Source organism: Sphingobium sp. YR768, from assembly GCF_900111125.1.
GTDB lineage: Bacteria > Pseudomonadota > Alphaproteobacteria > Sphingomonadales > Sphingomonadaceae > Sphingobium.
Window position 1 is genome coordinate 59,522 of record NZ_FOGE01000011.1, and the last position, 23,853, is coordinate 83,374.

A 23,853-nucleotide genomic window follows, 5' to 3' on the forward strand; every position below is an offset into this window, starting at 1 on the left:
GATCAGGCTGTCAGCGCGGGCACCTGTTCGGGATCGACGAACAATTCGTCCATGCTCATGCGGCGCGGGGTCAGCCCCTGGTCGAAGGCGGTCTTTTCCAGCGCCTCGATGGTCGCGCGGTTCGCCTCGATCCCATAGGGCAGCGGATCGGGGCCGACGATCGTCTGGAGCTTGCGATATTTGTCCGCGCCTGCGCCGGTGGCTTCGCCGCTGTTGAGCCTGGCGACCCACTCGTCCTTGGCCTTGGTAAAGGCGTCGTAGATGGAGCGGGCGACCCATGGGTGTTCTTCCAGCACGCTGTCCTTGACGACGATCGTGCCATGCATCGGATAGACGCCGGTGCGGGCATAATAATCCGCTTCCAGTGCCTCGGCATTGGGGAACAGGTCGGGATAATTGGCCTCGACCTCCTGCCAGCCGCCGGTCGGCGCGCCGGTGCGGCCGATGCCCGCCGCCGCGTCGAAGCCCGCGACGATGTCGCCGCGCGCCATCATGTCGGCCAGGCTGTCACCCGCCGTGACATGGCTGACATTGGCGGGAAGCTGCAATTCCTGCACATGCTCTTCGTCATCGACGAACCAGTTTATCTTGCTGTTGTCGACGCCATATTCGTCGATCAGCACCTGTCGGGTCCATACCCCCGTCGTCACCGAATAGGCGCGCACGCCGGCCTTCTTGCCTTCCAGATCCTTGGGCGTGACGATGCTCGCATCGGGACGAACCAGCAGGCCCGAATGGTGGAAGCGGCGGACGACGAAGATTGGCAGCGCCTTAAACTTCTTTCCATAGGCGCGGGCGATTATGTAGGTCGTCGGCGCAATCTCGCAGACGTCGAATTCCAGATCGCGCACCATCCGGCGAAACGCGCCGATCTGCGGCTTGACGGTGACGATCTCCGCATCGACGCCTTCGATCGGGATCGACCCGTCCCGGATGGCAGAAGTATGCGGATGCTCCGCAACGGCGATCTTCAGATGAACCTTTGACACAGGGACTCTCCCGCTCATTTTTGACGCCCATGGTGAAGCGCCTGGCCGGTATATTAGTCAACGCACTGCGACGGGTTACCAAAGAGCCGCGACCTGTTTTCAATCAGTCGATGGCGGGCCTATTCCATGCTTCGGACTTTCAATAGCTATAAATATCATGCTATCGATGATGCCGGGACGAGGATAAAAATACGGAGAAAAGCGTGTCGCAGGATATAGAAGCGATCAGTTTCCGTCAGCTCAGGCTGTTCGAATCGGTGGGACGACTCAAGAGCGTCAGGCGTGCGTCCGAAGACTGTAACTTATCGCAGCCGGCCGTCACGCAATCGCTCAGCAAGCTGGAGCAATTGGTCGATGCACGTCTGGTGGAACGACGGGCAAGCGGCTCCTATCTCAACGATAATGGCGAGCTTTTCTACCGGCGCGTATCGCGCTTCATCACCCAGTTCGAACAAGCTCTGGCGCTGTTCGGGGTGGAAGGGGGAATGGTCGGCGCGAAGACGGTCGCTGCGCGGTTGCTGCGGTCGCAGGTCCGGGCGCTGATCGCCATCGTCGAACAGGGTTCCTTCCCGCTTGCGGCGCAGGCACTGGGTCTTTCGCCCGCCACGCTCCAGCGCGCTGCCCGCGATTTGGAAAGCAATGTGCGCAAGCCGCTCTTTTACCGCACGGCCGCCGGCACCATTCCGACGCCCGATGGCATCCAGCTTGGGCGGCGGCTCAAGCTATGCATACAGGAAATCGACTGGGGCGTTCAGGAACTGGCGGAAGCCCATGGCGGCACGACCGCACCCCTGATCGTCGGCGCCATGCCGCTGGGGGGTAGCGTCCTGCTGGCATCGATGCTCGAAGATTTCATTCGCGCCGCGCCGCAGGCCCAGGTCGTCGTGCGCAATGAAAGCGCGGTGGAAATGGTCAAGAGCTTGCGGGCGGGCGATGTCGACTTCGTCGTCGGCCTGTTGCCGCAGGAAAATGCCGACGATCTGGACACGCTGCCGCTCGCGCGCACGCCCTATTCGATCGTGGCGCGGGAAGGGCATCCGTTGCTGCGGCAGTCCACCGTCACCCGCGACGATCTCGCCCGTTTCGACTGGCTGGTCGGTGCGCCGGGGTCCAGCCGCCGGGCCTGTTTCGATCGGCTGTTCGATGGTGATCCGGGTGTTCGTTCGCCCATTTCCACTTCTGCGCTGGCGGTGATCCGGCCGTTGCTCCTTGGCAGCGATCGGCTGACGCTGATGACCTCCTATGAATTGCAGCATGAAGGGCAGGGCATGGCGGCCATCGATTTTGGCCCGATCAGTCCGGTGCCCGTCATTGCCGTGACGACACGCGCCAACTGGTTGCCGACCAGGCTGCATGCCCGTTTCGTCCAGATGATCCGCGATCATGTCGCTGCGACGATCCCGACCCGAATGGAGCCCGCAGCGCTGGAACTGGCATAGCAGGCTGAATTAGGGGCGCACCGGGCGACAGTCGCCGCCCGGCCAGCTACAGCAATTTCCGGATCGACAGCATCACCGTCCGCCCGTCCGGGTCCAGATAGGCGCCCTGATAGGCCGTCGGCGTTGCCCTGGTCCCATCGGCCACCTTCTGCCGGGTATTGAGGATATTCTTGACCGACAGGCTGACCCGCATGCCCCGCGTCCAATTCTGATTGTGGATCCGGTTGGACAGGTTGGCGAAAAGCCGAAGGTCGAATGTCAGCAGCGATCCGAAATGCAGGTCGCTGCCTGCGCCGTTCTGATCGGCCGTAACGACGGCGCTGCTCTTCCAGTTGCTGTCGAGCCGCAGGCCGACGCCATTGTCGATGACGCCGCTGCTGAACTGAACGCTATGGCGCGATTGGGCCGTACCGCCCAACGTGCCGCCATCCAGCAGGTCGATCCACGATGTTTCTTCCCGCAACAGAATCGCGTCGCGCAGGATCACGCTATGGTAGAGTGAGAATTGCAGCCGCGCGCCATTGTCGCTGCCGCCACCGCTCGGTCCGCCGGGGCCGCCCGGCGGTGGACCCATGCCACCCGGGCCACCGCCCATGTCACCGGGAGGGCCACCACCCGGTGGTGGCCCCATCCCGTCTGGCGGAGGCCCCGGTGGTGGTCCGCCAAATCCGTCCGGCCCGCCAAAGCCACCCGGCGGGCCCATCGGCGTCGCGTCGTCGCCGCGCTGGCCGGTGACCAGAATATCCGCCTCGTCCCGCGGACCATGCTCCTGTTCGCCGCCTTCTGGTGCGGGTTCATCCTGTGTGGTTGCTGCTGGCTGTGCCCGCTTCGCCCAATTCGGCGGGACGAAGCCTGCCGACGGCGCGGACCGCTTGGGCGCGCGCAGGACGGTGGTGAAATTAATACCCCAACGGAACTGGTCCACATCCTCGCGCGCGACATTGACCGGCTGGGTGTTTATGCGGACCAGATTACCCTCATCATCCCGTTCGTAGCGATCGGGAAAGGCCTCTTCCAATGCGGCCGATGTGCCCGACAGGCTGACGATCGCATTGCGTGTCCGGCTGCTGACATAATTGGCCGACAGGCTCAGATTCAGCTTCGACCAGGGTTTGACGGTCGCACCCAGCTTGAGCTGATGGCGATTGTCCGCCTTCAGGTCAGGATTGCCGCCGCTGACCTGCGTCACTGTGGCGGTATCCCCGGTGACATAGTCATAGATGCGCACATTGCTGGTGGTGATCGTGGGATCATTGCGATCTGACAATGTGGGCGCCGACCGGTCATTATTGATCGCCGCAATGAAGGTGATGCCGGTACCCGGTGTCCAGTTCAGCCCATAGCCCAGCGTCGCCAGCGCGCCATAATCGGAATAGTGAGTGACGGAGGCATTGGCATTCGCCGTCAATGTCCCCAGCGGCGACAGGAAGCCATTGCGCCGACTGGCGATCGGCAGGTCGATGCTGATCTGCGCGCCGCCGGTCGTGCGGCGGGCGTTCCGTGTCGTGGTGATGCTGTCTTCTTCGCTGGTCGAGCGCAGCGAACTGGTGTCGCCGCTGAAACGCAGGCTGACCCCCATATTACCGGCGGGCAGTCTCAGCAATTTGCCGTTGATCAGCAGACTGGCGCTGCCGCTGTCGGACAGGGCGCTGGACCGCCGGGTCTGCATCCGGCCGAGCAGGCTGGAAGGCAGGACGCCATTGGCATCGACATCCTCGCCCGCATCCAGCGCGGCCTGAAGCGCCGTCAGATCATAGCCGGTATCGCTGTCGGTCTGGACATCCGAATGGCTGTAGCTGCCGATCAGGGAAAGGCGCCATGTCTTCGACAATTCAGCGTTCAGGCTGACGCCGCTACTCAGCGACAGGGTATGGCTGTCCTGCCGCAACGGATCGGTAGACAGGATGCGATCGATCGTCTCGCTGCTACCGTCGGTCGTCGTCGTCAGGCTGCCCGTCGGCAGGCCATTGAGCGCCGCGCTGGTCGAATAATTGACCCGCCCGTTCCACGACATGTTCACCTTGTCGGCCAGTTGATGCGCGACATTGGCGTTGAGCATGTAGGTGCGCGTGGACGGCGACAGGGTGCGATAGCGGCCGACATCGTCCACCTGTCCGGTCGGGTCGCTGGACGTGTCGGTCGACACCACGTCGCGTTCGCTTTCCAGCAGAGATGCGGTCGTTTTGGCCCGCGCGGTGATGTTGACCCGGTCATTGTCCCGGATGCGGGTGTAGCCAAAGTCGCCCGCGGCATTCTCACCCTGTCCTGCCGTATCGAAGCCGCCGAACAGGTTGGCGACCTGCGACCGGAAGCGACGGTGCAGGATGATGTTCACCACCTTGCGCTGGGCGTCATAGCCATATTTCAGCGCGACCTCCTCGGGCAGGATGTCGAGCCGCAATATGGCTTCGGTCGGCAGGTCGTTGACTTCGTTGACGCCCGAAATGCGCTTGCCGTTGACCAGCACGACCGGGCCGTCATCGCTGCGCCCCTGATTGCTCTGGGTCTGGGAGGCGATCTCGTCCAGTAATTCGCTGATCGTGCCGACGCCATAGGCGTCAATATCGGCGCGGTTGAGCTGATTTTCCGCCGGGATATCGCCAATGACCGCGCCCGGCGGCGCTTGACCAGTGACGACGATATCGTCCGCAGTCGGCGTCGTAGCAGCACTCGTCGCTGCCAGCGCCGGAGACAGCGCGAACGGACTACATCCGGACAGCATCAGGAGGAGACCCGCGCGGCGGCGCGAGCCGGCAAGGCACGGCAGGATCATGATGGTACCGGTTTCTTTAGCGCGGTGGTTGACCGTCGCCGCCCATGGGTGGCGGGCCGCCACCGGGGCGATTGCCGCGCGGCATCAAGCGGCGCATCTCTTCTGGCGACAATTCGCCATCCTTGTCGAGATCTGCCGCATCGAAGCGGGCGCGCTCATGGACCAGCAATTCGTCCAGCGACAGGCCAACATCATAATTGCTGTTGGTCTGGGCGATCAGGGCGACGTCGATCGGCTGGATCAGGTGTTCCAGAATGCCGTCTTCCGGATCGTCGCCGACATGGGGCCGAATGACTTCGGCGATCGGTCCGTCCCGGTCGCCTCGCGCACCAGCGTCGGTCGATGCGACCGACCCCATCTGGTTCTGCCAGGCCAGAAACTCGTCCGGGCTGATCGCGCCGTTGCGGTCCTTGTCGATGGCAGCAAAGCGCTTGCGGATGATATCGTCCCGTCGCGCCTGGATGACGGCGCGCAGTTCCTGGATCGTCACCATGTCGTCGCCATTGGCGTCGGCCTCACGGAACATGGCCGTGACGGCCTTGTCCAGCGGCGCGCGCTTGATCGGCTTCATTTCCCGCGGCTTGGACGGGCGATCGCCACCGGGAGGACCACCTTCGCCACCGGGTGGCCCGCCCATGCCACCGCCACCGCCAGGCGGGCCACCCTGGGCCAGCAACGGCGCGGAACAGAGGATAAGGGCCGCGCCGAAGAGAATCTTGCGCATCTGGACATCCGTCATGGAGGAAGATCAAGACTGGCCTAAGCCGGTCGTCATGGCCTTACAGCTTGCAGCGAACCCGCTTGCCCTTGAGCAGATAGGTGTCGGAACTGGCATTGTAGCTCTTGTAGCGGCTCAGGCAGCTCTTCTGGTGCGCGCTGTAGCCGGTCTTCTTCACCCCAGTCGTCTTTGCCTGGGTCTTCTGTGCCGTCTTGGTCGCGGTTTTGGCAGTCGTTTTGGCCTGCGCACTGTGCGCCCCGTGGGTCGAGGGGGCCTGCGCCTGCACAGAGGCGGCGGCGCACAGAGCGGCGAGGGTTGCAAGGCTCAGCAATGGGGTGCGGGACATGGATAACCTTTCTGGTCGAAGATGTGAGAGGGCGCGTTCGTTGCGAAACCGATCCCGGTTCCGATGCGCTTCGCCCCTGTCCACCCCTCTTTGGGTCATCCACTTTGCGTTGTTATTTCACGGATATTTCACAAGCCCTTGGATGGGGCCTCCTATCGCCCGTTCAGCCCGGCTGCACCTGATCGAAACGGCGAGCCCGGCGCAGTTCGGGAAATAGCCCGGCCCATAGGCCCGCGACCAGAACCGCCGCTATTCCGCCGGTAATGACGGCGCCTACAGGCCCGATCAGCGATGCGACCAGCCCCGATTCCATTTCGCCGAGTTCGTTGGAGCCGGCAACGAACAGGCTGGAAATCGCACCGACGCGCCCACGCTTGTCGTCGGGCGTCGCAATCTGGAGCAAGGATTGCCGGATATAGACCGAAACCATGTCGACGGCCCCCATCAGCGCCAGGCAAGCGAGCGACAGGGACATGCTGCGTGACAGGCCGAAGGAGACGGTCATGGCGCCGAACAGGGCGACGCATGCCAGCATCTTCACCCCGACTTCATGGCGGAGCGGGCGCCAGGACAGCCAGACCGCCGTCGCCAGCGCCCCGACCGACGACGCCGCGCGCAACTGCCCCAGTCCATCCGGCCCGACATGTAGGACATCGCGCGCGAAGATCGGCAGCAGCGCCGTAACCCCGCCCAGCAACACGGCGAACAGGTCCAGGCTGATGGCGCCCAACAGCAACCGATTGCTCAGCACATAGCGCAACCCTTCCAGCATCTGCTGAAGCGGTCGGGCGGCTGCCATCGGCGCCTGCTGCCGGAGCGGCCGGATGGCGAGGTGCAGCAGCAATGCCGCAAGCAACAGGGTGGCGCACAGGCCAAATGCCCATTTCGCCCCCCATGCATAGGCGAAGCCGCCCAGCACCGGCCCCAATATGCCGCCGATACGCCCCGCCACCGCGCTGATCGCGATCGCCTGCGGCAGGGTGGCGCGTGGCACCAGCGCAGGTGGCAAGGCGTTCATGGCGGGCATGTAGAATGCCCGCGATGCCGCGAACAACGCTGCTGTGGCATAGAGCGTATAAAGGCCCGCGCCCGGGCCAAAGGCCAGCAGGGACAGGATTGTGGCGCAACTCAACTGCCCCACCAGCGCCAGCCGCACCACATTGCGCCGATCGTACCGATCCGCCGCCAGCCCGGTAAAGGGGCTGAGCATCAGCATCGGCAGAAACTGCACCAGCCCGATCAAGCCAAGCCGCAATGCGGCCTCCCGCACGCCCATCGACAGCCGCGCCTCGTCATAGACCGCCCAGCCCAGGGCGACGACCAGTCCGCTATGGGCCAGCATGGCGCAAATCCGCGCCGTCCAGAAATAGCGAAAATCGCGATAGGCGAACGGGTGCCGGGTCGAAACCGCCTGCGCTTCCACGCCGTCGATGGAATCGACCGCCATCTTATCTTGCTCCCGTCAACCCATCGTCGCCGCTGCCGCTATCAGCGACAATGGCGCAGGTCGATCCTCGCGCAGCGCGATTGGGTCGGCATGGCCGACTATGAATGGCGCACGGGGCAGAATTTATCGCAATCAGGCCAGGCTACGGTGGAACAGGTCCATCGTCCGCGCCCAGGCCAGATCGGCCGCCGCCTTGTCGAAGCGCGGCGTGGTGTCGTTGTTGAAGCCATGTTCCGCGCCGTCATAGATATAGGCATGATAGCGCGCGTCGGCCTGTTTCAGCGCAGCTTCATAATCGGGCCAGGCGGCATTGGTGCGGGTGTCGTTCCCGCCATAATGAATCAGCAGCTCTGCCTTGATCTTCGGCACGTCGGCCAGGGGGGCGGGGCTGCCATAGAAGGGCACGGCGGCCCGCAAATCGGCTATCCGGGTCGCCAGCAGGTTGGCGATGCCGCCGCCGAAGCAGAAGCCGACCGCGCCGAGCTTGCCGTTGCTGCCGGCCATGTCGCGGGCATGGTTTGTGGCGGCGACGAAATCCTCGCCGATCTTGCCCCGGTCGAGCGTTGCGAAGGCGGCGCGCGCCTTGTCCTCGTCACCGGGATAGCCGCCCAATGTGGTCAGGGCGTCGGGGGCGACGGCCATGAAACCGTCGAGCGCCAGCCGCCGCGCAATATCCTCGATATGGGGATTGAGGCCGCGATTTTCGTGCGCGACGATGACCACGGGCAACCGGGCATCGGCTTTCGCGGCGGGTCGGGCGACATAAGCGCGAACCGTGCCATTGCCAGCGGGGGAGGGGATATCGATCCGGGATAGGACCAGCCGCTCGTCGTCCGGGCGGATCACCTGCCCGCGCGCGAAATCCGGGCTGAGCGCCGTCAGTGTGGCGGTCGCCGCCGCCGTGCCACCGACATATAATGCGCATTGCTGAAGGAAACCGCGCCGGTCGATCGCGCCATGGACATAGGCATCGAACAGGTCGAGCACTGCGCGTGGATAGTGGCTGCCCGTCTCGGGACGTTCGGTCATGTCGCGATCCTTTCCGATTTGCCTATCTGCTTATCTGCTTATCTGCTTATCTGCTTATCTGCTTATCTGCTTATCTGCTTATCTGCTTATCTGCTTATCTGCTTATCGGCCTCCGCAGCCCTCTGGCCAACATAATCGCACCGCCAGCGATAAATAACGCGCCGCGCCTCTTGGGCCGGGGGCGATCCGTGGGCAATGGTAGCGCGCACATTGCCGAAGCAGGGCGAAGACATAGGGGAGAGGCAGAATGCCGTTTCGCATCACGAGGCGCAGTTTGATGGCGGGATCGATGGTTATGGCAGTGCCTGCACTGGCCCGGCCAGCCATCTTGCCCTATCGCGATGCCAGCCTGCCGGTTGCCGATCGGGTTCGTGACCTGTTGTCGCGGATGACGCTGGAGGAAAAGGCCGCGCAGATGCGTTGCATCTGGTTCGGCAAGGCAGGCTTTACGGACGCGGCAGGGGCGTTCTCCCCGGACAAGGCGACACACAGTCTGGCGAACGGAATCGGTCAGATCGCCCGACCATCCGATACGGCGGGCACGCCCCGGTTCAAGACCGAACATTTCCGGACGCTCGATGACAGCATCGCCTTCATCAATGCGGTCCAGACCTTCCTTGTCGAACGAACACGGCTCGGCATTCCCGCCCTGTTCCATGAAGAAACAGCCCATGGGCTGGCCGTGCCGGGCGCCACCGTCTTCCCGTCGCCGCCCGCCCTTGGCAGTAGCTGGGATCCTGCGCTGGTTGAACAGATATTCACCGTCGCCGGTCGCGAAGCGCGCTTGCGTGGCGCCACCGTTGCACTGGCCCCGGTGATCGATCTGGCCCGTGACCCCCGCTATGGCCGCGTCGAGGAGATGTTCGGCGAAGATCCCTTCCATGTCGGGCAGATGGGGCTGGCGGCGGTGCGCGGGCAGCAGGGGCGATCCCGCCCGCTGGGCCGTGATCGGGTTTTCGCCACGCTCAAACATTTCCTGCACGCCTCGCCCCAGGCCGGGATCAACCTGTCGCCCGCCGACATCCATGAACGGGGGCTGCGCGAGAGCTTCCTGCGCCCGTTCGAAACAGTCATTCGGCACTGCGATCCGGCCATCGTCATGCCATCCTATAATGAGGTTCTGGGTATCCCCGCCCATGTCAACATACCTCTGCTTCAGGGGGAAGGGCGCAAACGGATGGGCTTCAAAGGCGCCTATTTCAGTGACTATAATGGCATCACCAATCTGGTCGACCATCATCATGTCGCCGCCGACAATGACGATGCGGCGGTGCAGGCTATCGAAGCGGGCATTGATGCCGAACTGCCCGACGGTCAGGCCTATGCCCGGCTGCCGCAGCTGGTCCGCGATGGGCGCGTTGCCGAAGCGCTCGTCGATGCGGCGGTGGCCCGCGTCCTGACGCTCAAGTTCGAGGCTGAGCTGTTCGAGCGGCCCTATAGCGATCTATGCGCGGCACGGCGGGGCATCAACCGGCCGGACGATGTCGCGCTGGCCCGGCTTGCCGCGCGCAAGGCGGCGGTGCTGCTCAAAAATGACGGCCTACTGCCGCTTGATCCTCGAACCCGGCGGACCATCGCGGTGATCGGTCCGGTGGCCGAGCCAGCCTTGTTCGGCGGCTATGCCGGGGAGAATGATCGCGCCGTCGGGTTGCTGGCTGGCATTCGGGCGGCGGTCGGGCCGAATGTCCGGGTCGAATATGCCCCCGGCGTCCGGATCGTCGCGCCGCTGAAGCCCGGAGAGCGCGAAAATATGGCGCCGATCCGCCCTGCCGACGCACAGGATAATCGCCGCCTGATAGCAGAGGCGGCAGCGCTCGCCAAAAGTGCCGATCTGGTCATTCTGGCCATCGGTGATGTGCCGCAGGTCACGCGCGAAGCGATCTTTGTGGACGGGTCTGGCGATCGGATCCGGCTTGGCCTGTTCGGCGATCAGGATGCACTGGTCGATGCGGTGCTGGCGGCCGGCAAGCCCGTGGTCGGCGTGCTGCTTAACGGTCGTCCCCTTGCCGTGGCGCGATTGGCCGATGGCGCCAATGCCCTGATCGAGGGCTGGTATCTGGGACAGGAAGGGGGCCATGGGCTGGCCGATATCCTGTTCGGCCTTGCCAATCCGGGCGGCAAGCTCGCCATCGGTTTGCCTCGGACTCCGGATTCCGCGCCCGCTCCCTATGACCGTCATCAAAGCGCCACCATCCATCGCGCCATAGAAGCAGAACGTGCCCCACTCTTCCCCTTCGGCTTCGGCCTCAGCTACACCCGCTTCGAGCTATCCCCGCCTCGCCTGTCACAGCCCCGTATCGCGCCGGGTCAGGGGCTGACGGTCGAAGTGGACGTGGCCAATGTCGGTGAGCGGACAGGGGACGAAGTGGTGCAGATATATCTGCGGGATGAAGTCAGTTCCGCCCCGCGCCCTCTGCTGGAACTCAAGGCGTTCGAACGGGTCACGCTGGCGCCGGGCGAGCGGCGTACGCTTCGCTTCCCGCTCGACGCGGACGCCTTCGCCTTTTGGGACCGGGCGATGCAATGGCGTGTGGAACCGGGCCGTTTCACCCTGTTCGCCGGTAACAGCAGCGCCGAACTACAAGGGGTTTTGTTGGAAATAAGTGCTGGCTGACCGGTTCAGAAAGACATGTTCCTCAGCCTGTCCTGCCGCTTGGCTACGGGATGTTAGCGCGGCGCCATCCCGTTCATCACCACATCGACCAGCTTTTCGGCCACCTGCTCCGGCGTCAGGGTGCCGTCGGGATCATGCCAGCGGGCTGGCCAGTTGAGCGCGCCAGCCAGCGCGAAGGAGGCGAAGCGCACATCGACCGGCGCGATCGATCCGTCGGCAATGCCTTCCGCAATCAGCGCCCGCACCACGGCGTCAATCTCCCGCTTGCGCGCGCGAAAGCGGGTGGCGCTGTCCATCGACAGCACTTCGTCATTGGTCAGGATGACGCAACGGCCGAAATCGTCCATATTGATCTGCGCATAACGGCACAGAAAGGCCCGCAGTCGGTCGAAGCCAGTGCCTGATGCATCCGCCGCCTCGTCGGCAGCTGTCCGCAGCATGGCCAGTCCGCGATTGACGCATTCGACCAGCACCTGCTCTTTATTGCCCAGATAATGATAGATGGTCGGCTTGCTGATGCCCAGGCTGGCGGCGACATCGTCCAGCGAGGTCGCATGATAGCCGCGCGCATTGAACATGCGCACCGCCGCCAGCAGCACCGCCTCGCGCTTTTCCTCCCGCTCCCTTTCCCGTTCCTCCCGCGTTCGAAAGGGGGATGCTGCCACTAACTTGGTCAATCGGAACTCCTTCGCGGCCAGCATTGACAGAAACCGAACGATAATCAATATACTCGTGAGTAGAGGAGAGACTTGAGGGTTTATGCTGACCGAAATTCAGGTGGCTATCCGCGATACGGTGCGGGATTTCGCGCAGGAGAGGATTCGCCCGCACAGCGCCGACTTCGAGGCGGAGGGCGGCTATCCACCCGTGCTGTTCGAAGAGATGGCAGGGCTTGGCCTGTGGGGCATGACCGCGCCGGAGGCTTATGGTGGCGCGGAAGCAGACGCCGTGTCCTATGCGCTGGCGCTGATGGAGATCGCCGCTGCCGACGGCGCGCTCTCCACCATCGTTTCGATCCAGAACTCGATCCTTGTCTCCGGCCTGCTCAAGGACGGCAGTGAGGCGCAGAAAAGCCGTTTCCTCGTCGATCTGATCGGCGGCCGCACCATCGGCGCCTTCGCCCTGACCGAAGCCGATGCGGGTTCCGACGCCTCGGCCGTGCGCACCCGCGCGGTCAAGGTCGATGGCGGCTGGCGGATCAGCGGCGCAAAGCAATTTATAACCTCGGGCAGGATCGCCGGGCTGGTGATGATCATCGCTATGACCGATCCGGACGCGGGCAAGAAGGGCCTGTCCGCCTTCATCGTGCCAACCGACCGGCCAGGCTATGGCGTCGACAAGGTCGAGCATAAGATGGGGCAGGGCGCGTCCGACACCTGCGCGCTGCGATTCGATGACATGTTCGTGGAGGATGACCTGCTGATCGGCCAGCCGGGCCAGGGCTATCGGATCGCGCTCGCGAACCTCGAAACCGGTCGTATCGGCATCGCCGCCCAGTGCGTCGGCATGGCGCAGGCCGCGCTGGAGATCGCGGTCGCCTATGCCAAGGATCGCAAGAGCTTCGGCAAGGCGATCATCGATCATCAGGCGGTGGGTTTCCGCCTCGCCGACCTTGCCACTCGTCTGGAGGCGGCGCGGCAACTCGTCCTGCATGCGGCCCGGACCAAGGATGCGGGGCTACCCTGCCTCGCCGAAGCATCGATGGCCAAGCTGTTCGCCTCCGAAGCGGCCGAAGCGATCGTGTCCGGCGCCATGCAGACGCTGGGTGGCTATGGCTATCTGGAGGAATATGGCGTCGCCAAAATCTATCGCGACGTGCGCGTCTGCCAGATTTACGAAGGCACGTCGGACATTCAGCGCATGGTGATCGCGCGCAGCCTTTAACGACGCTATTTCAGGAGAGAGACTATGCAGGACGATCCCGTCGTCATCGCCAGCTATGCCCGCACGCCGATGGGCGGGTTTCAGGGCATATTGTCGCCGTTGAAGGCCACCGAACTGGGCGCCGCAGCCGTAAAGGCCGCCGTCGAGCGCGCCGGCGCGCCGAGCGATGCCATCGACCGCATCTATATGGGTTGCGTCCTGCCCGCTGGCCTCGGTCAAGCGCCCGCGCGGCAGGCGGCCTTGGGCGCCGGCCTTGGCCTCAACACCGAAGCGACCACCGTCAACAAGATGTGCGGCTCCGGCATGCAGGCCGCGATCATGGCGCATGAGGCGCTGGCGTCCGGCGCGGCCGACATCGTCATCGCCGGCGGCATGGAAAGCATGACCAACGCGCCCTATGCCCTGCCCAAGCATCGCGGCGGCGCGCGGATCGGCCATGACCGTATCATCGACACGATGATGATGGATGGCCTTGAAGACGCCTATGAACCCGGCAAGGCGATGGGCGTCTTCGCTGAGGAGGCGGTGCGCGACTATCAGTTCACGCGCGAGGATCAGGACGCCTATGCCATCCGATCGCTGGAACGCGCCAACGCGGCGATTGGCAGCGGCGCTTTCGCCCGCGAAATCACGCCGGTGACGGTCAAGGGCCGGGGCGGCGACACGGTCGTCGACACCGACGAGCAGCCGGGCAAGGCCAAGCCGGACAAGATACCCTCCCTCAAACCCGCCTTTGTCAAGGATGGCACGATCACTGCCGCCAATGCCTCGTCCATTTCGGATGGCGCGGCGGCATTGGTCATGACCCGCGCCAGCGTGGCGGAGAAACTGGGGCTCAAGATGGTGGCGCAGGTCGTCGCGACCGCCGGCCATGCGCATGAGCCGTCTAAATTCACCACCGCACCTGTGCCCGCCATGCGCAAGGCGTTGGACAAGGCCGGCTGGTCGGTCGCCGATGTCGACCTGTTCGAAGTCAATGAAGCCTTTGCCGTGGTCGCCATGATCGCCGCGAAGGAACTGGGCATCCCGGATGACAAGATCAACGTCAATGGCGGCGCGACTGCGCTGGGCCATCCGATCGGCGCATCGGGCGCACGCATAGTGGCGACCTTGATCGCGGCGCTGGAGACACGCGGCCTGAAGCGCGGCGTCGCGAGCCTCTGCATCGGTGGCGGTGAAGCGACCGCCATGGCGATCGAACTGGTCTGAAGGAGACAGCGAAGTGGACATTAAGGGAGCAGCCGCGATCGTCACCGGCGGCGCATCGGGCCTTGGCAAGGCGACGGCGACGATGCTGGCGCAGCAAGGCGCGAAGGTCGCGATCTTCGACCTGAATGAGGAGGCGGGGCAGGCAACGGCGCAAGCGCTGGGAGGTGTCTATGTCGCTGTCAACGTTGCGGACGATGTCAGCGTCGCGGCGGGGCTGGACGCGGCAGAGGCGGCGCATGGCGTCGCCCGTATTCTCGTCAATTGTGCGGGCATCGCGCCGGCGGTGAAGACGGTCGGCAAGGAAAATGCACCGCATCCGCTCGATACTTTTGCGAAGACGGTGACCGTCAACCTGATCGGCACCTTCAATGTCATTTCCAAATTCTCGGCCCGACTGGCTGCGGCGAATGAGGTGGATGGCGAACGCGGCGTCATCGTCAACACCGCCTCGGTCGCGGCCTATGACGGGCAGATCGGGCAGGCCGCCTATAGCGCGTCCAAAGGTGGCGTCGTCGGCATGACCCTGCCGATCGCCCGCGACCTGGCCCAGCACAAGATTCGCGTAATGACGATCGCGCCGGGTATCTTCCTGACGCCCATGCTGGAGGGTTTCCCTCAACATGTGCAGGACGCGCTGGGCGCGCAGGTGCCGCATCCCAGCCGGCTGGGTAAACCCGCCGAATATGCGCAACTGGTGGAAAGCATCGTCCGCAATCCGATGCTGAATGGCGAAGTCATCCGCCTCGACGGCGCGATCCGCATGGCGCCGCGCTAATAGAAGATATCTTCCTGGCCCGGCATGTACCGGTGAAGCACCTAATATCGGGACGCTCCTGCTTGGAAGCGTCCCGATATTTCATTCAATAGCGATAACCCAGCGACACGCCGTAGGTGCGTGGCGGCAGCCAGGTAGCGCCGATGACCCGACCCGTCGAAATCGCGAAGGTCGAACTGGCGCGCAGCGTGTCGGCGATATTCTTGATCCAGAAGGATGCGGTGACATTGTCCTTCGATGACGTCCAGCGCAGCGCTGCATCGAACAGGGTAAAGGCTTTCGCGCCCTCGCTCAGCCGGTTGAACTCGGTAAAATATATCGTGCTCTTGCCCGACATGTCCCCCGACAGGGTGAGCGTGCCCGAACCGTTATCCTCCATCACATCCACTTCACCATGGAGATTATAGGACCATTTGGGCGAGTTGCGCGTGCGGTTGCCCGCCAGTTGGATTTGACATCCGCCGACATTGGCGCTGCCGTCGACGCAGGGTGCGCCATAGGCCGTCGGGTCGGGATTGGTGACGGGATTATAAGCGGGTTGCCCCGGTTGAGCGACATTGCGCGGATCGAGCGGATCGAGTGTGAGGAAGTCGTTATATTTGCTGTCGGTATAGGACAGGCCGCCCGACAGGCGAACAGCGTGCAGCGGCCGCAACATCCATTCGATTTCCACACCCTTGGCTTCGGTGCGGGCGGCATTTTCGAATATGGTCGTATAGCCGGTTGGACCGCCGCCGATCGTCTTGTTGATCTGCAAATCCTTCAGCTTGTACCAATAGCCCGCCACGTTGAAGGTCAGCACGCGGTCGAACAGTTCCAGCTTGGCGCCGATTTCATGGTTCTTCATCTTTTCGGGCTTCACAATGGTTGAACTGCCCGCTGCATTTTCACCGGACCCTGCCTTGAACCCTTCGGAATAGGTATAATAGAGCAGGGTGTTGCCATTGGGTTGCCAGTTCAGGCCGATTTCCGGCGTGAAGTCCTTGAACGTCTTTCCCCGATAGGTGCCGCCCTGCGTATAGGGCGCATCGGTATAAGCCAGAACCACACCGGCGGCCGGATTGGCATTGGCGGTCATGACCACCGACATGTTGGCGGTCGACACCTTTTCATGGCTGAAGCGGCCACCCAGTTTGAGCGTCAGATTGCGAAGGCCGATCGCCTTATCCAGGTCGAAATTGAGCTGGCCGAAGGCAGCCCATGCTTCCGTATTCAGGCGCGAACGCAGGCAGACGCGGTTGGGCGCGACGCCTTCGGCAAAGCCGCACAGATAATCGGCATAGGCCAGATCGATCGATCCCGGCGCAACCGACCTGCCGTCGATGATGGTCGGGCGCGTGGCCAGAAATCCGATATTGCTCGCCATGCCATAGGAAGAGGTCAGGCCGACCTGATCGCGGGGGCGCTGATGCTCTCCGAAATAATAGAGACCGACAACGCCGTTGACGATGTCGCTGTCATATTTGACCTGGAATTCGTTGCTCCATTGTTTGGCGTTGATGGTTCGGGTCTGCACCGTCGTTGCGGTGGGCAACTGGTTCACCACGGCCGAAATATCCAGATCCTGAATCAACTGAGTCTGGAAATGGCGATAATTGGCGATGTTGCTGATAGAAAAGGAATCATTCAATTCCCAGTTGAAGGTCGCGGTATAGCTTTGGCTCTTGCTGTTGACGGAGGGCGGTTCATCGCTGCCCAGATCGCGCGGATTGGTGGCGATCCCGGCCGGGCCTAGTGGTGCCAGCCGTGCAACGCCGGGAAAGGCGTCGCCATAATAATGAACCGCGCCGCTATTATCCCTCTGACGGAAATATTCCGCCGACAATAGTAGATCGGCTTTTTCGGAAAAGAGAATGTGCGCCTGACCGCGCACCATCTTGCGGTTGAGGTTATCCACATCCCAGCCATTGAACGGATCGCGGCCATAGCCGTCGCGCAGTTCGCTCTTGGCCGCGACGCGCAGGCGCAGCCAGTTCGCCACGGGGCCCGACACGGCCGCTTCAGTCGTCAGTGCATCATAATTGCCATAGCTGGCCCGGACATAGCCGCTCAGCGTGTCGGTGGGCTTGGCGGTGATGATGTTGATGGAGCCGCCAACGGCATTGCGGCCATAGAGGCTGCCCTGCGGTCCGCGCAGCACTTCGACCCGTTCGATGTCGAACAGCGACGTCAGTTGCGCTTCCGCACGCGCGACATAGGCGCCATCGACATGCAAGGCGACGCCGGTGCTGCTGCCGGTGGTCGACGTGTTGGCGCCGACGCCACGAATGAAGATTTTGGCCTGGTTGAAATCATTGCCGAACGTGACGGCCGGCACCAGCTGCTGCATGTCCTGAAGATTGTTGATCCCGGCATTGGCCAGTGTTTCGCCACCAATGGCAGACACCGCAACGCTGACATCCTGAAGCGACTGTTCGCGCTTCTGCGCGGTTACGATGATCTCATTAAAACCATTGTCGGTGCTATTATGTTCCTGGGCATAGGCCTGTTGCGTGATCGCTAAAGCCATGACGGACGCGGAAATGTTTACACGTTTGCGCAACGTTGGCATCATCTCTCCCCTGTTTTTTCTTATCGGCTCGGGCCGACCATTGCCTTGTACATGCGATGATGGGCTGCATCCAGAAAAATGTTCGCTAAGGATACAATTTGGCGAGAGTCTTTGGGCGGGGGCTTCAGCGTCTCGGCTGCGCACTGAATACGAATGCATCATGGTCTGATGGCGGCCCAGGGCTGGAAATCGGATCCCCAAGCTTTTAGGCCGGATCATCTTGATAGCTGATTATGGGCGATCATTTCCCATGATCAGTTCCGAAAAAATATGCCGGTGAGGAGATTTTACATGCATCGCATTCAGGATGATGGGCGCAATCTGAAATCCATCTTCAAGAATAAATATGCTATTTCGCGATTTGCCATATCATCTGTATTTCTCTGTTCCTATATTTTCGGCTCCGGTCCTGCCTATGCGGAAATGGTGGCGAAGGCCTCGTCTCCAAATGGCCGCATCACCCTGTCTCTGAGCCTCGATAATGAAGGGCGCCCCAGCTATGCGGTGCAGCGCGACGGCAAGCCGCTGATCACGGACAGCCGCCTTGGTTTCATGTTTACCGACGCGCCCAAGATCGAGCGCAACCTGACAGTCGCAGGCACGCAAGCCGCTCAGCATGACACTACATGGACCCAGCCCTGGGGCGAATGGTCCACTATCCGCGACCATCACAATGAAATGCGCGTCACCTTCCGGGAAAAGGGCGATCTTCAGCGTCAGATGGACGTGACCTTTCGCCTGTTCGACGATGGCGTCGCCTTCCGTTACACGCTGCCCGATCAGGCCAATCTCCACCATGCCAATATCGCCGAGGAATTGACCCAGTTCGCCTTTGCAGAGGGGGGCACTGCCTGGTGGAAACCCGCCTTTGAATGGAACCGGGAGGAATATCTTTATAACAGGACGCCGCTTGACGCGGTCGGCACCGCGCAGACGGTGATGACGGTCAGGCTGGCCGACGGCACCCATGTCGCGCTGCATGAAGCGGCGCTGGTCGACTATGCCGGTATGAACCTTGCCCGTGCAGAGGGGAATATCTTCCGCGCGGCGCTGACCCCCGGTTCGGGCGCGCCCAAAGTCTCCCGCGACGCCGGCTTCTCGACGCCCTGGCGCACCATCGCCATCGCGGACGATGCGGCAGGACTCTACATGAACCACATGATCCTGAACCTCAACGAACCCAACAAGCTGGGCGACGTGTCGGGCTGGATCAAGCCGGGCAAGTTCGTCGGTGTGTGGTGGAACATGATCAAGGGCGACTGGACATGGGCACGCGGGCCAAAACATGGTGCGACCACCAGCCATGTTCGGCGCTATATCGATTTTGCGTCTGCCAATGGCTTTTCCGGCGTGCTGGTCGAAGGCTGGAATGTCGGGTGGGATGGCAACTGGTTCGGCAATGGCAATGCGATGAATTTCTCGCAGCCCACCGATGACTTTGATGCCGATGCGCTGGCGGCCTATGCTAGGGCAAAGGGCGTGCGGCTGATCGGGCACCATGAAACGGGCGGCTCCGCCAGCCATTATGACGGGCAACTGGACAGCGCCTTCAAATGGGCATCCGATCATGGCGAGCAGGTCGTCAAGACCGGCTATGTCACGGATGCCGGCCAGATCGAGCGGGTCGATCCCGATGGTTCCCGGCATCGCGAATGGCATGAGGGGCAGTGGATGGTGAACCACTATCTGCGCGTCGTGCAGGCTGCATCCCGATATAAGATCAGCATCGACAGCCATGAGCCGGTGAAGGACACCGGTTTGCGGCGGACATATCCTAATTGGGTTGCGCGGGAAGGCGGCCGTGGGATGGAATATAATGCCTGGATTGGCGGCAAGAATCCGCCGGAGCATGAGGCGAATCTCGTATTCACGCAGATGCTTGGCGGCCCGATGGACTTCACGCCCGGTGTCCTGAGCCTGACCGGATCAGAAGGGAGCGCAATCCAGTCGACCATTGCGAAGCAACTGGCTCTCTATGTGGTGCTCTATTCTCCCTTCGTCATGGCCGCCGATACGCCGGAAAATTACGCTAGGTATCCCGGTCCATTCAAGTTCATCAAGGATGTGCCCACGGATTGGGCGGACAGCCTGGTCCTGAACGGTGAGGTCGGCGATTATGTAACCATCGCCCGCAAATCGAAAGACAAGGGGGACTGGTATGTCGGGGCGATTGGCGATGAACAGCCTCGATCTCACAAGATCAATCTGTCGTTCCTGGATCAGGGGGCGACCTACACGGCCGAAATATATCGCGATGGAAGCGACGCCGATTATCGAGCCGATACGCGACATTCGATTGTCATGGAGAAGAAGTCGGTCAGGAAGGGTGATATTCTGCAAATCGATCTGGCGCCCGGCGGCGGGCAGGCAATCAGGATTTACAAAAATTAGGCCATGTGGACATGCTCGCGGGGCAGGGGACTGCCCCGCGATGCAGTAAGGATCTGTCCTACCAGATCGGGTTTGCCCAAGCTGCGACCGGCTCCGTCGATTGTCGGTGAAAGATGTGCGGCACAGCGGGTCGTGCGGCAATGGTAAAAGCGACATAAGGCGACAATTTTCCGCGCATTTTGCGGTTCTTTTGTCGCTTTATCGTCCGCCTCTATTCCTCGATCATCAGCGCGCCGAAGGACGGCAAGATGCCCGGCGCGGCGCCATTGACGGCGACGAGTAGATTATTGGTCGGGGCGATCTCTTCGGGCCATGCGGCCGGTTCGCCCGACAGGTTGAACAGGCAGAGCAGCGACTGGCCATCGGCTTGACGGCGGAAGAGCAGGCGCTGGTCGTCGGCGACCAGTATCTCCAGACTGCCATGGCGGAGCGCCGGATGCGCCTTGCGCAGGGCCAGCATGGCGCGGGTATGGTTGAGGAGCGAGGCGGCGTCTGCCTCCTGCGCGTCGACGGCGCGGGCGACATTCTCGTCGCCGACCGGCAGCCAGGGTTCGGCGGTGCTGAAGCCCGCCTGCGCCGCGTCTGCGGCCCAGGGCAGGGGGGTGCGTGCGCCATCGCGCGACAGGGTCAGCGGCCAGTTGGCGATGGCTTCGGGGTCTTGCAGCTTCTCGAATGGGATATCGACCTGGGTGATGCCCAGCTCCTCGCCCTGATAGAGGATGGCGTTGCCGCGTAGCGCGACCAGCAGCATGGCCTTCAGCCGCCCAAAAGCGGGGCGATCGGCGGGCACACACCAGCGTGACAAGGCACGCGGCGCATCATGATTTTCGAACGCCCAGCTCGGCCAGCCAAGGCCCGGCTCGTCGGGCCAGCGATCAATCGTTTCGGCAACCAGCGCGGGCGTCAGAGCGCCGGCATAGAGGAAGTTGAAGCCATAGGCGCTGTTGAGATGCGTCTCGCCTGCCGTGTAAGCCTTCATCTCCGTCTCGGAGAGATCGCCGCCGACTTCGGCCACGGTGAAGATCGCCCCATATTCGTCGCATAGCGAACGGATGCGCTTGATGAAGTCGACCACGCCAGGATGCGACTGGCTATATTTCTTGATCTGATAGTCAAAGGAGCGGGTGCGCGGCTTGCCGGTGTCGGGCGCGGGCGGATTGTCGCGCAGCAGCGGGTCGTGCATCGAATGGTTGAGCGCGTCGAGGCGGAAGCCATCGACGCCCCGGTCGAGCCAGAAACGCATGGCGCCCAGCAGCGCATCCTGCACCGCCGGATTATGCACGTTGAGCTGCGGCTGGCTGCTCAGAAACTGGTGCATATAATATTGGCCGCGTCGCCCGTCCCAGGTCCAGGCCGGGCCGCCGAAGACCGATTGCCAATTGTTGGGCGGGGTGCCGTCTTCCCGTGGATCGACCCAGACGAACCAGTCGGCCTTGTCGCCGGTGCGGCTGGCGCGGCTTTGGGTGAACCAGTCGTGCAGGTCGGAACTATGAGCGTAAACCTGATCGATCGTGACTTTCAGGCCGAGATCATGGGCGCGGGCGACCAGCGCGTCGAAATCGGCAAGCGTGCCGAAGATCGGATCGACATCGCAATAATCGGCAATGTCATAACCGAAATCGCGCATCGGGGAGGTGAAGAAGGGTGAAATCCAGATGGCGTCTGCGCCCAGCCTTGCGACATGATCCAGCCGCTGGGTAATGCCGCTCAGATCGCCGATACCGTCGCCATTGCTGTCCTGAAAGCTGCGCGGATAGATTTGATAGATCACCGCACCCTTCCACCAGGGTTGATCGGTCGATGTCGTCGCAAGCGTCATAAGGGGCGTTCCGGCGGTTAGGGGTGAGCGGCGCAGACGGCATAGCCGAAAGCGGGGAGGGAGAGGGCAAGACTGCCCGGCGCGACTGGCGCGGCCGGGCAGGTGCCGGCCAGCGACGTGAAGCCGCCGCTGGCTGGATCGACCGCGATATGGCCCGACAGCGGAGCGGCCGATGTATTGAAAGCGACCAGCACCTCGCGGCCCGTATCGGGATCGATGCGGGAGACGGCGAAGAGGCCGGGCTTGTCCGAACTGGCGCGCAATATGGTGGCGCCGCGCGACAAAGCGGGCGTGTCGCGGCGGACCTTCGCCAGCGTCGCGATCGCGCGATAGAGCGGGTGGTCGGGGTTGAAACTGTCGGTCGCGGTAGTTGCGTTCGTACCGACCAGTGGGCCCGCATTATATTCGGCCACCTTCGACGCGAACATGTCCTGCCGCGCCTGCTGGTCGTTGCCGGTCCCGGCAAAGCCCTGCTCGTCGCCATAATAGAGCGTGGGCACGCCGCGCAGCGTCAGCAGCATCGCATGACCCAATATGGCGCGCGCCAGTTCCTCGTCCGCGCGCATGCCGGGCTTCGCTTGCCGCAGGAAATAAGCGAAGCGGCCGGCATCATGATTGCCGAGGAAGGTCGGCAGTTGCAGCGCCGCCGCCTTGCCGCCTTCGTAGAGGGCATCATCCTCGCCAAGGCGTGCGAGCATCTCGGTCCCGGTCTTGCCGCTGGCCGCGTCGACGGCGGCGCGCATGAAGGCGAAATCGAGCACGGCAGGGAAGGCGGCGTTTCGGGTCCAGCTTGCCAGCAGCGCCGGATCATAGGCGTCGGTCGCGACTTCGCCGAAGATGTGGAAATGGGGAATGCCCTTCGCTGCCGCATGGGCGCGGATGGCGGGAATGAAGGCGCGCCAGAATTCCGCATTCACATGGCGGGCGGTGTCGATGCGATAGCCATCGATGCCGAAACGGTCGATCCAGCCTTTGTAGATTTCGATGAAGCCAGCAACCACGCGCGGGTCTTCGGTGGCCAGATCGTCCAGCCCGACGAAATCGCCATATTGCGCACTCTCGCCCTTCCAGTCGGTGTCGCCGCGATTGTGATAATAGATCGGGTCGTTGAGCCAGGCGGGGGTCTTGGCCTTCTCCTCGCCTTTCGGAATGACGGGCGTATAGGCGAAGGATGGATCGGTCAGTTTCGCCCAGTTGGCGGTACTGCCATCCCGGTCGCCGGCGAAACCGTCGTTGATCGGCTTGCCAGCCGCACCGCCTTGTCGCGACCAGGGATAGTCGGCCTTGCTGCGATAGGGCGCCGCGCTGGTGGGGCTTTCCCGATATTGGATCACATCGGCCGTATGGTTGGCGATGATGTCCATATAGACCTTCATGCCGCGTTGGTGCGCCGCATCGACCAGCGCCTTGAAATCCGTGTCCGTGCCGAAATGCGGATCGACGCGAGTGAAGTCCGTCACCCAATAGCCATGATAGCCGGCGCTTTCCTGCCCCTTGGCGCCCTGTACCGGTTTGTTCCTGAAGATCGGCGCCAGCCAGATGGCGGTTGCGCCAAGGCCCTGAATATAGGCCAGCTTCGCTGTCAGGCCCTTGAGGTCGCCGCCGTGATAGAAAGCGCGGGAGGTCGGATCATAGCCGGTCTGGAGCGGACTGTCCTTCAGACCACCCCGGTCGTTCTTCGGGTCGCCATTGGCGAAGCGGTCGGGCAGGACGAAATAGACGATTTCCTGCTCCGGCGTGCGGGCGCGCAGGTCACTCAGCGTATCCGCCTGCGCACTGACCGCGCCGGTCAGGGCCGCAGCCATCCCGGCGGCCGTCACGAGAAAAGTCGTGGCCGTTCGACCCATGGAGGGCACCCCTTTGCTTGAG

General features: G+C 62.8%; 16 protein-coding genes. 6 read left to right on the top strand and 10 right to left on the bottom strand.

Features of this window, described 5'->3' with window-relative positions; genetic code table 11:
- Positions 1-2 precede the first annotated feature (2 nt).
- Entirely contained in the window at positions 3-989 is a 987-nt protein-coding gene (locus tag BMX92_RS13765; RefSeq protein WP_256213429.1) for a PhnD/SsuA/transferrin family substrate-binding protein, read from the bottom strand.
- 203 nt (positions 990-1,192) lie between these two features.
- Here BMX92_RS13765 and BMX92_RS13770 point away from each other — a divergent pair, with 203 nt between their 5' ends.
- A complete protein-coding gene (locus tag BMX92_RS13770) occupies positions 1,193-2,428 on the top strand; it encodes a LysR family transcriptional regulator (protein ID WP_093017407.1) in 1,236 nt (411 codons plus the stop codon).
- Between the two features lie 46 nt (positions 2,429-2,474).
- Here BMX92_RS13770 and BMX92_RS13775 read toward each other — a convergent pair whose 3' ends face one another.
- The 5 genes from BMX92_RS13775 to BMX92_RS13795 all read right to left on the bottom strand — a co-directional run bounded on the left by BMX92_RS13775 (position 2,475) and on the right by BMX92_RS13795 (position 8,741).
- Positions 2,475-5,201, bottom strand: a complete 2,727-nt coding sequence (locus tag BMX92_RS13775; protein ID WP_143066792.1) for a TonB-dependent receptor — start codon at positions 5,199-5,201, stop codon at positions 2,475-2,477.
- Positions 5,202-5,217: 16 nt separating this feature from the next.
- Positions 5,218-5,925, bottom strand: a complete 708-nt coding sequence (locus tag BMX92_RS13780; RefSeq protein WP_093017574.1) for an EF-hand domain-containing protein — start codon at positions 5,923-5,925, stop codon at positions 5,218-5,220.
- Between the two features lie 55 nt (positions 5,926-5,980).
- Positions 5,981-6,265 (bottom strand): BA14K family protein, encoded by a 285-nt coding sequence (locus BMX92_RS13785; protein WP_093017409.1) that lies wholly within the window; start codon positions 6,263-6,265, stop codon positions 5,981-5,983.
- Between the two features lie 163 nt (positions 6,266-6,428).
- Positions 6,429-7,712 carry an MFS transporter gene (locus BMX92_RS13790; protein ID WP_093017411.1) on the bottom strand — a complete coding sequence of 428 codons (1,284 nt, stop codon included), beginning with the start codon at positions 7,710-7,712 and terminating at the stop codon, positions 6,429-6,431.
- Positions 7,713-7,844: 132 nt separating this feature from the next.
- Entirely contained in the window at positions 7,845-8,741 is an 897-nt protein-coding gene (locus BMX92_RS13795) for a dienelactone hydrolase family protein (protein ID WP_093017413.1), read from the bottom strand.
- A 295-nt stretch (positions 8,742-9,036) separates the two neighbouring features.
- On the opposite strand from BMX92_RS13795, the gene BMX92_RS13800 reads away from it, so the two are divergent.
- A complete protein-coding gene (locus BMX92_RS13800) occupies positions 9,037-11,355 on the top strand; it encodes a glycoside hydrolase family 3 N-terminal domain-containing protein (protein ID WP_256213430.1) in 2,319 nt (772 codons plus the stop codon).
- A 53-nt stretch (positions 11,356-11,408) separates the two neighbouring features.
- Here BMX92_RS13800 and BMX92_RS13805 read toward each other — a convergent pair whose 3' ends face one another.
- Positions 11,409-12,032, bottom strand: a complete 624-nt coding sequence (locus BMX92_RS13805) for a TetR/AcrR family transcriptional regulator (protein ID WP_256213431.1) — start codon at positions 12,030-12,032, stop codon at positions 11,409-11,411.
- A gap of 82 nt (positions 12,033-12,114) precedes the next feature.
- Here BMX92_RS13805 and BMX92_RS13810 point away from each other — a divergent pair, with 82 nt between their 5' ends.
- The 3 genes from BMX92_RS13810 to BMX92_RS13820 are packed head-to-tail and all read left to right on the top strand — an operon-like array spanning position 12,115 to position 15,223.
- Entirely contained in the window at positions 12,115-13,239 is a 1,125-nt protein-coding gene (locus tag BMX92_RS13810; RefSeq protein WP_093017420.1) for an acyl-CoA dehydrogenase family protein, read from the top strand.
- 24 nt (positions 13,240-13,263) lie between these two features.
- A complete protein-coding gene (locus BMX92_RS13815; RefSeq protein WP_093017422.1) occupies positions 13,264-14,448 on the top strand; it encodes an acetyl-CoA C-acyltransferase in 1,185 nt (394 codons plus the stop codon).
- A 13-nt stretch (positions 14,449-14,461) separates the two neighbouring features.
- Positions 14,462-15,223, top strand: coding sequence for an SDR family NAD(P)-dependent oxidoreductase (locus BMX92_RS13820; protein WP_093017424.1), 762 nt, complete (start codon positions 14,462-14,464; stop codon positions 15,221-15,223).
- Between the two features lie 85 nt (positions 15,224-15,308).
- Here BMX92_RS13820 and BMX92_RS13825 read toward each other — a convergent pair whose 3' ends face one another.
- On the bottom strand, positions 15,309-17,732 hold the full coding sequence (locus tag BMX92_RS13825; RefSeq protein WP_093017426.1) for a TonB-dependent receptor: 2,424 nt from the start codon (positions 17,730-17,732) through the stop codon (positions 15,309-15,311).
- Positions 17,733-18,065: 333 nt separating this feature from the next.
- Here BMX92_RS13825 and BMX92_RS13830 point away from each other — a divergent pair, with 333 nt between their 5' ends.
- Positions 18,066-20,165 carry a glycoside hydrolase family 97 protein gene (locus BMX92_RS13830; RefSeq protein WP_093017428.1) on the top strand — a complete coding sequence of 700 codons (2,100 nt, stop codon included), beginning with the start codon at positions 18,066-18,068 and terminating at the stop codon, positions 20,163-20,165.
- A 211-nt stretch (positions 20,166-20,376) separates the two neighbouring features.
- On the opposite strand, the gene BMX92_RS13835 is transcribed toward BMX92_RS13830, so the two are convergent.
- A complete protein-coding gene (locus BMX92_RS13835) occupies positions 20,377-21,984 on the bottom strand; it encodes an alpha-glucosidase (RefSeq protein WP_093017430.1) in 1,608 nt (535 codons plus the stop codon).
- A gap of 17 nt (positions 21,985-22,001) precedes the next feature.
- Entirely contained in the window at positions 22,002-23,831 is a 1,830-nt protein-coding gene (locus BMX92_RS13840; protein WP_177185045.1) for an alpha-amylase family glycosyl hydrolase, read from the bottom strand.
- Between the last annotated feature and the right edge of the window lie 22 nt (positions 23,832-23,853).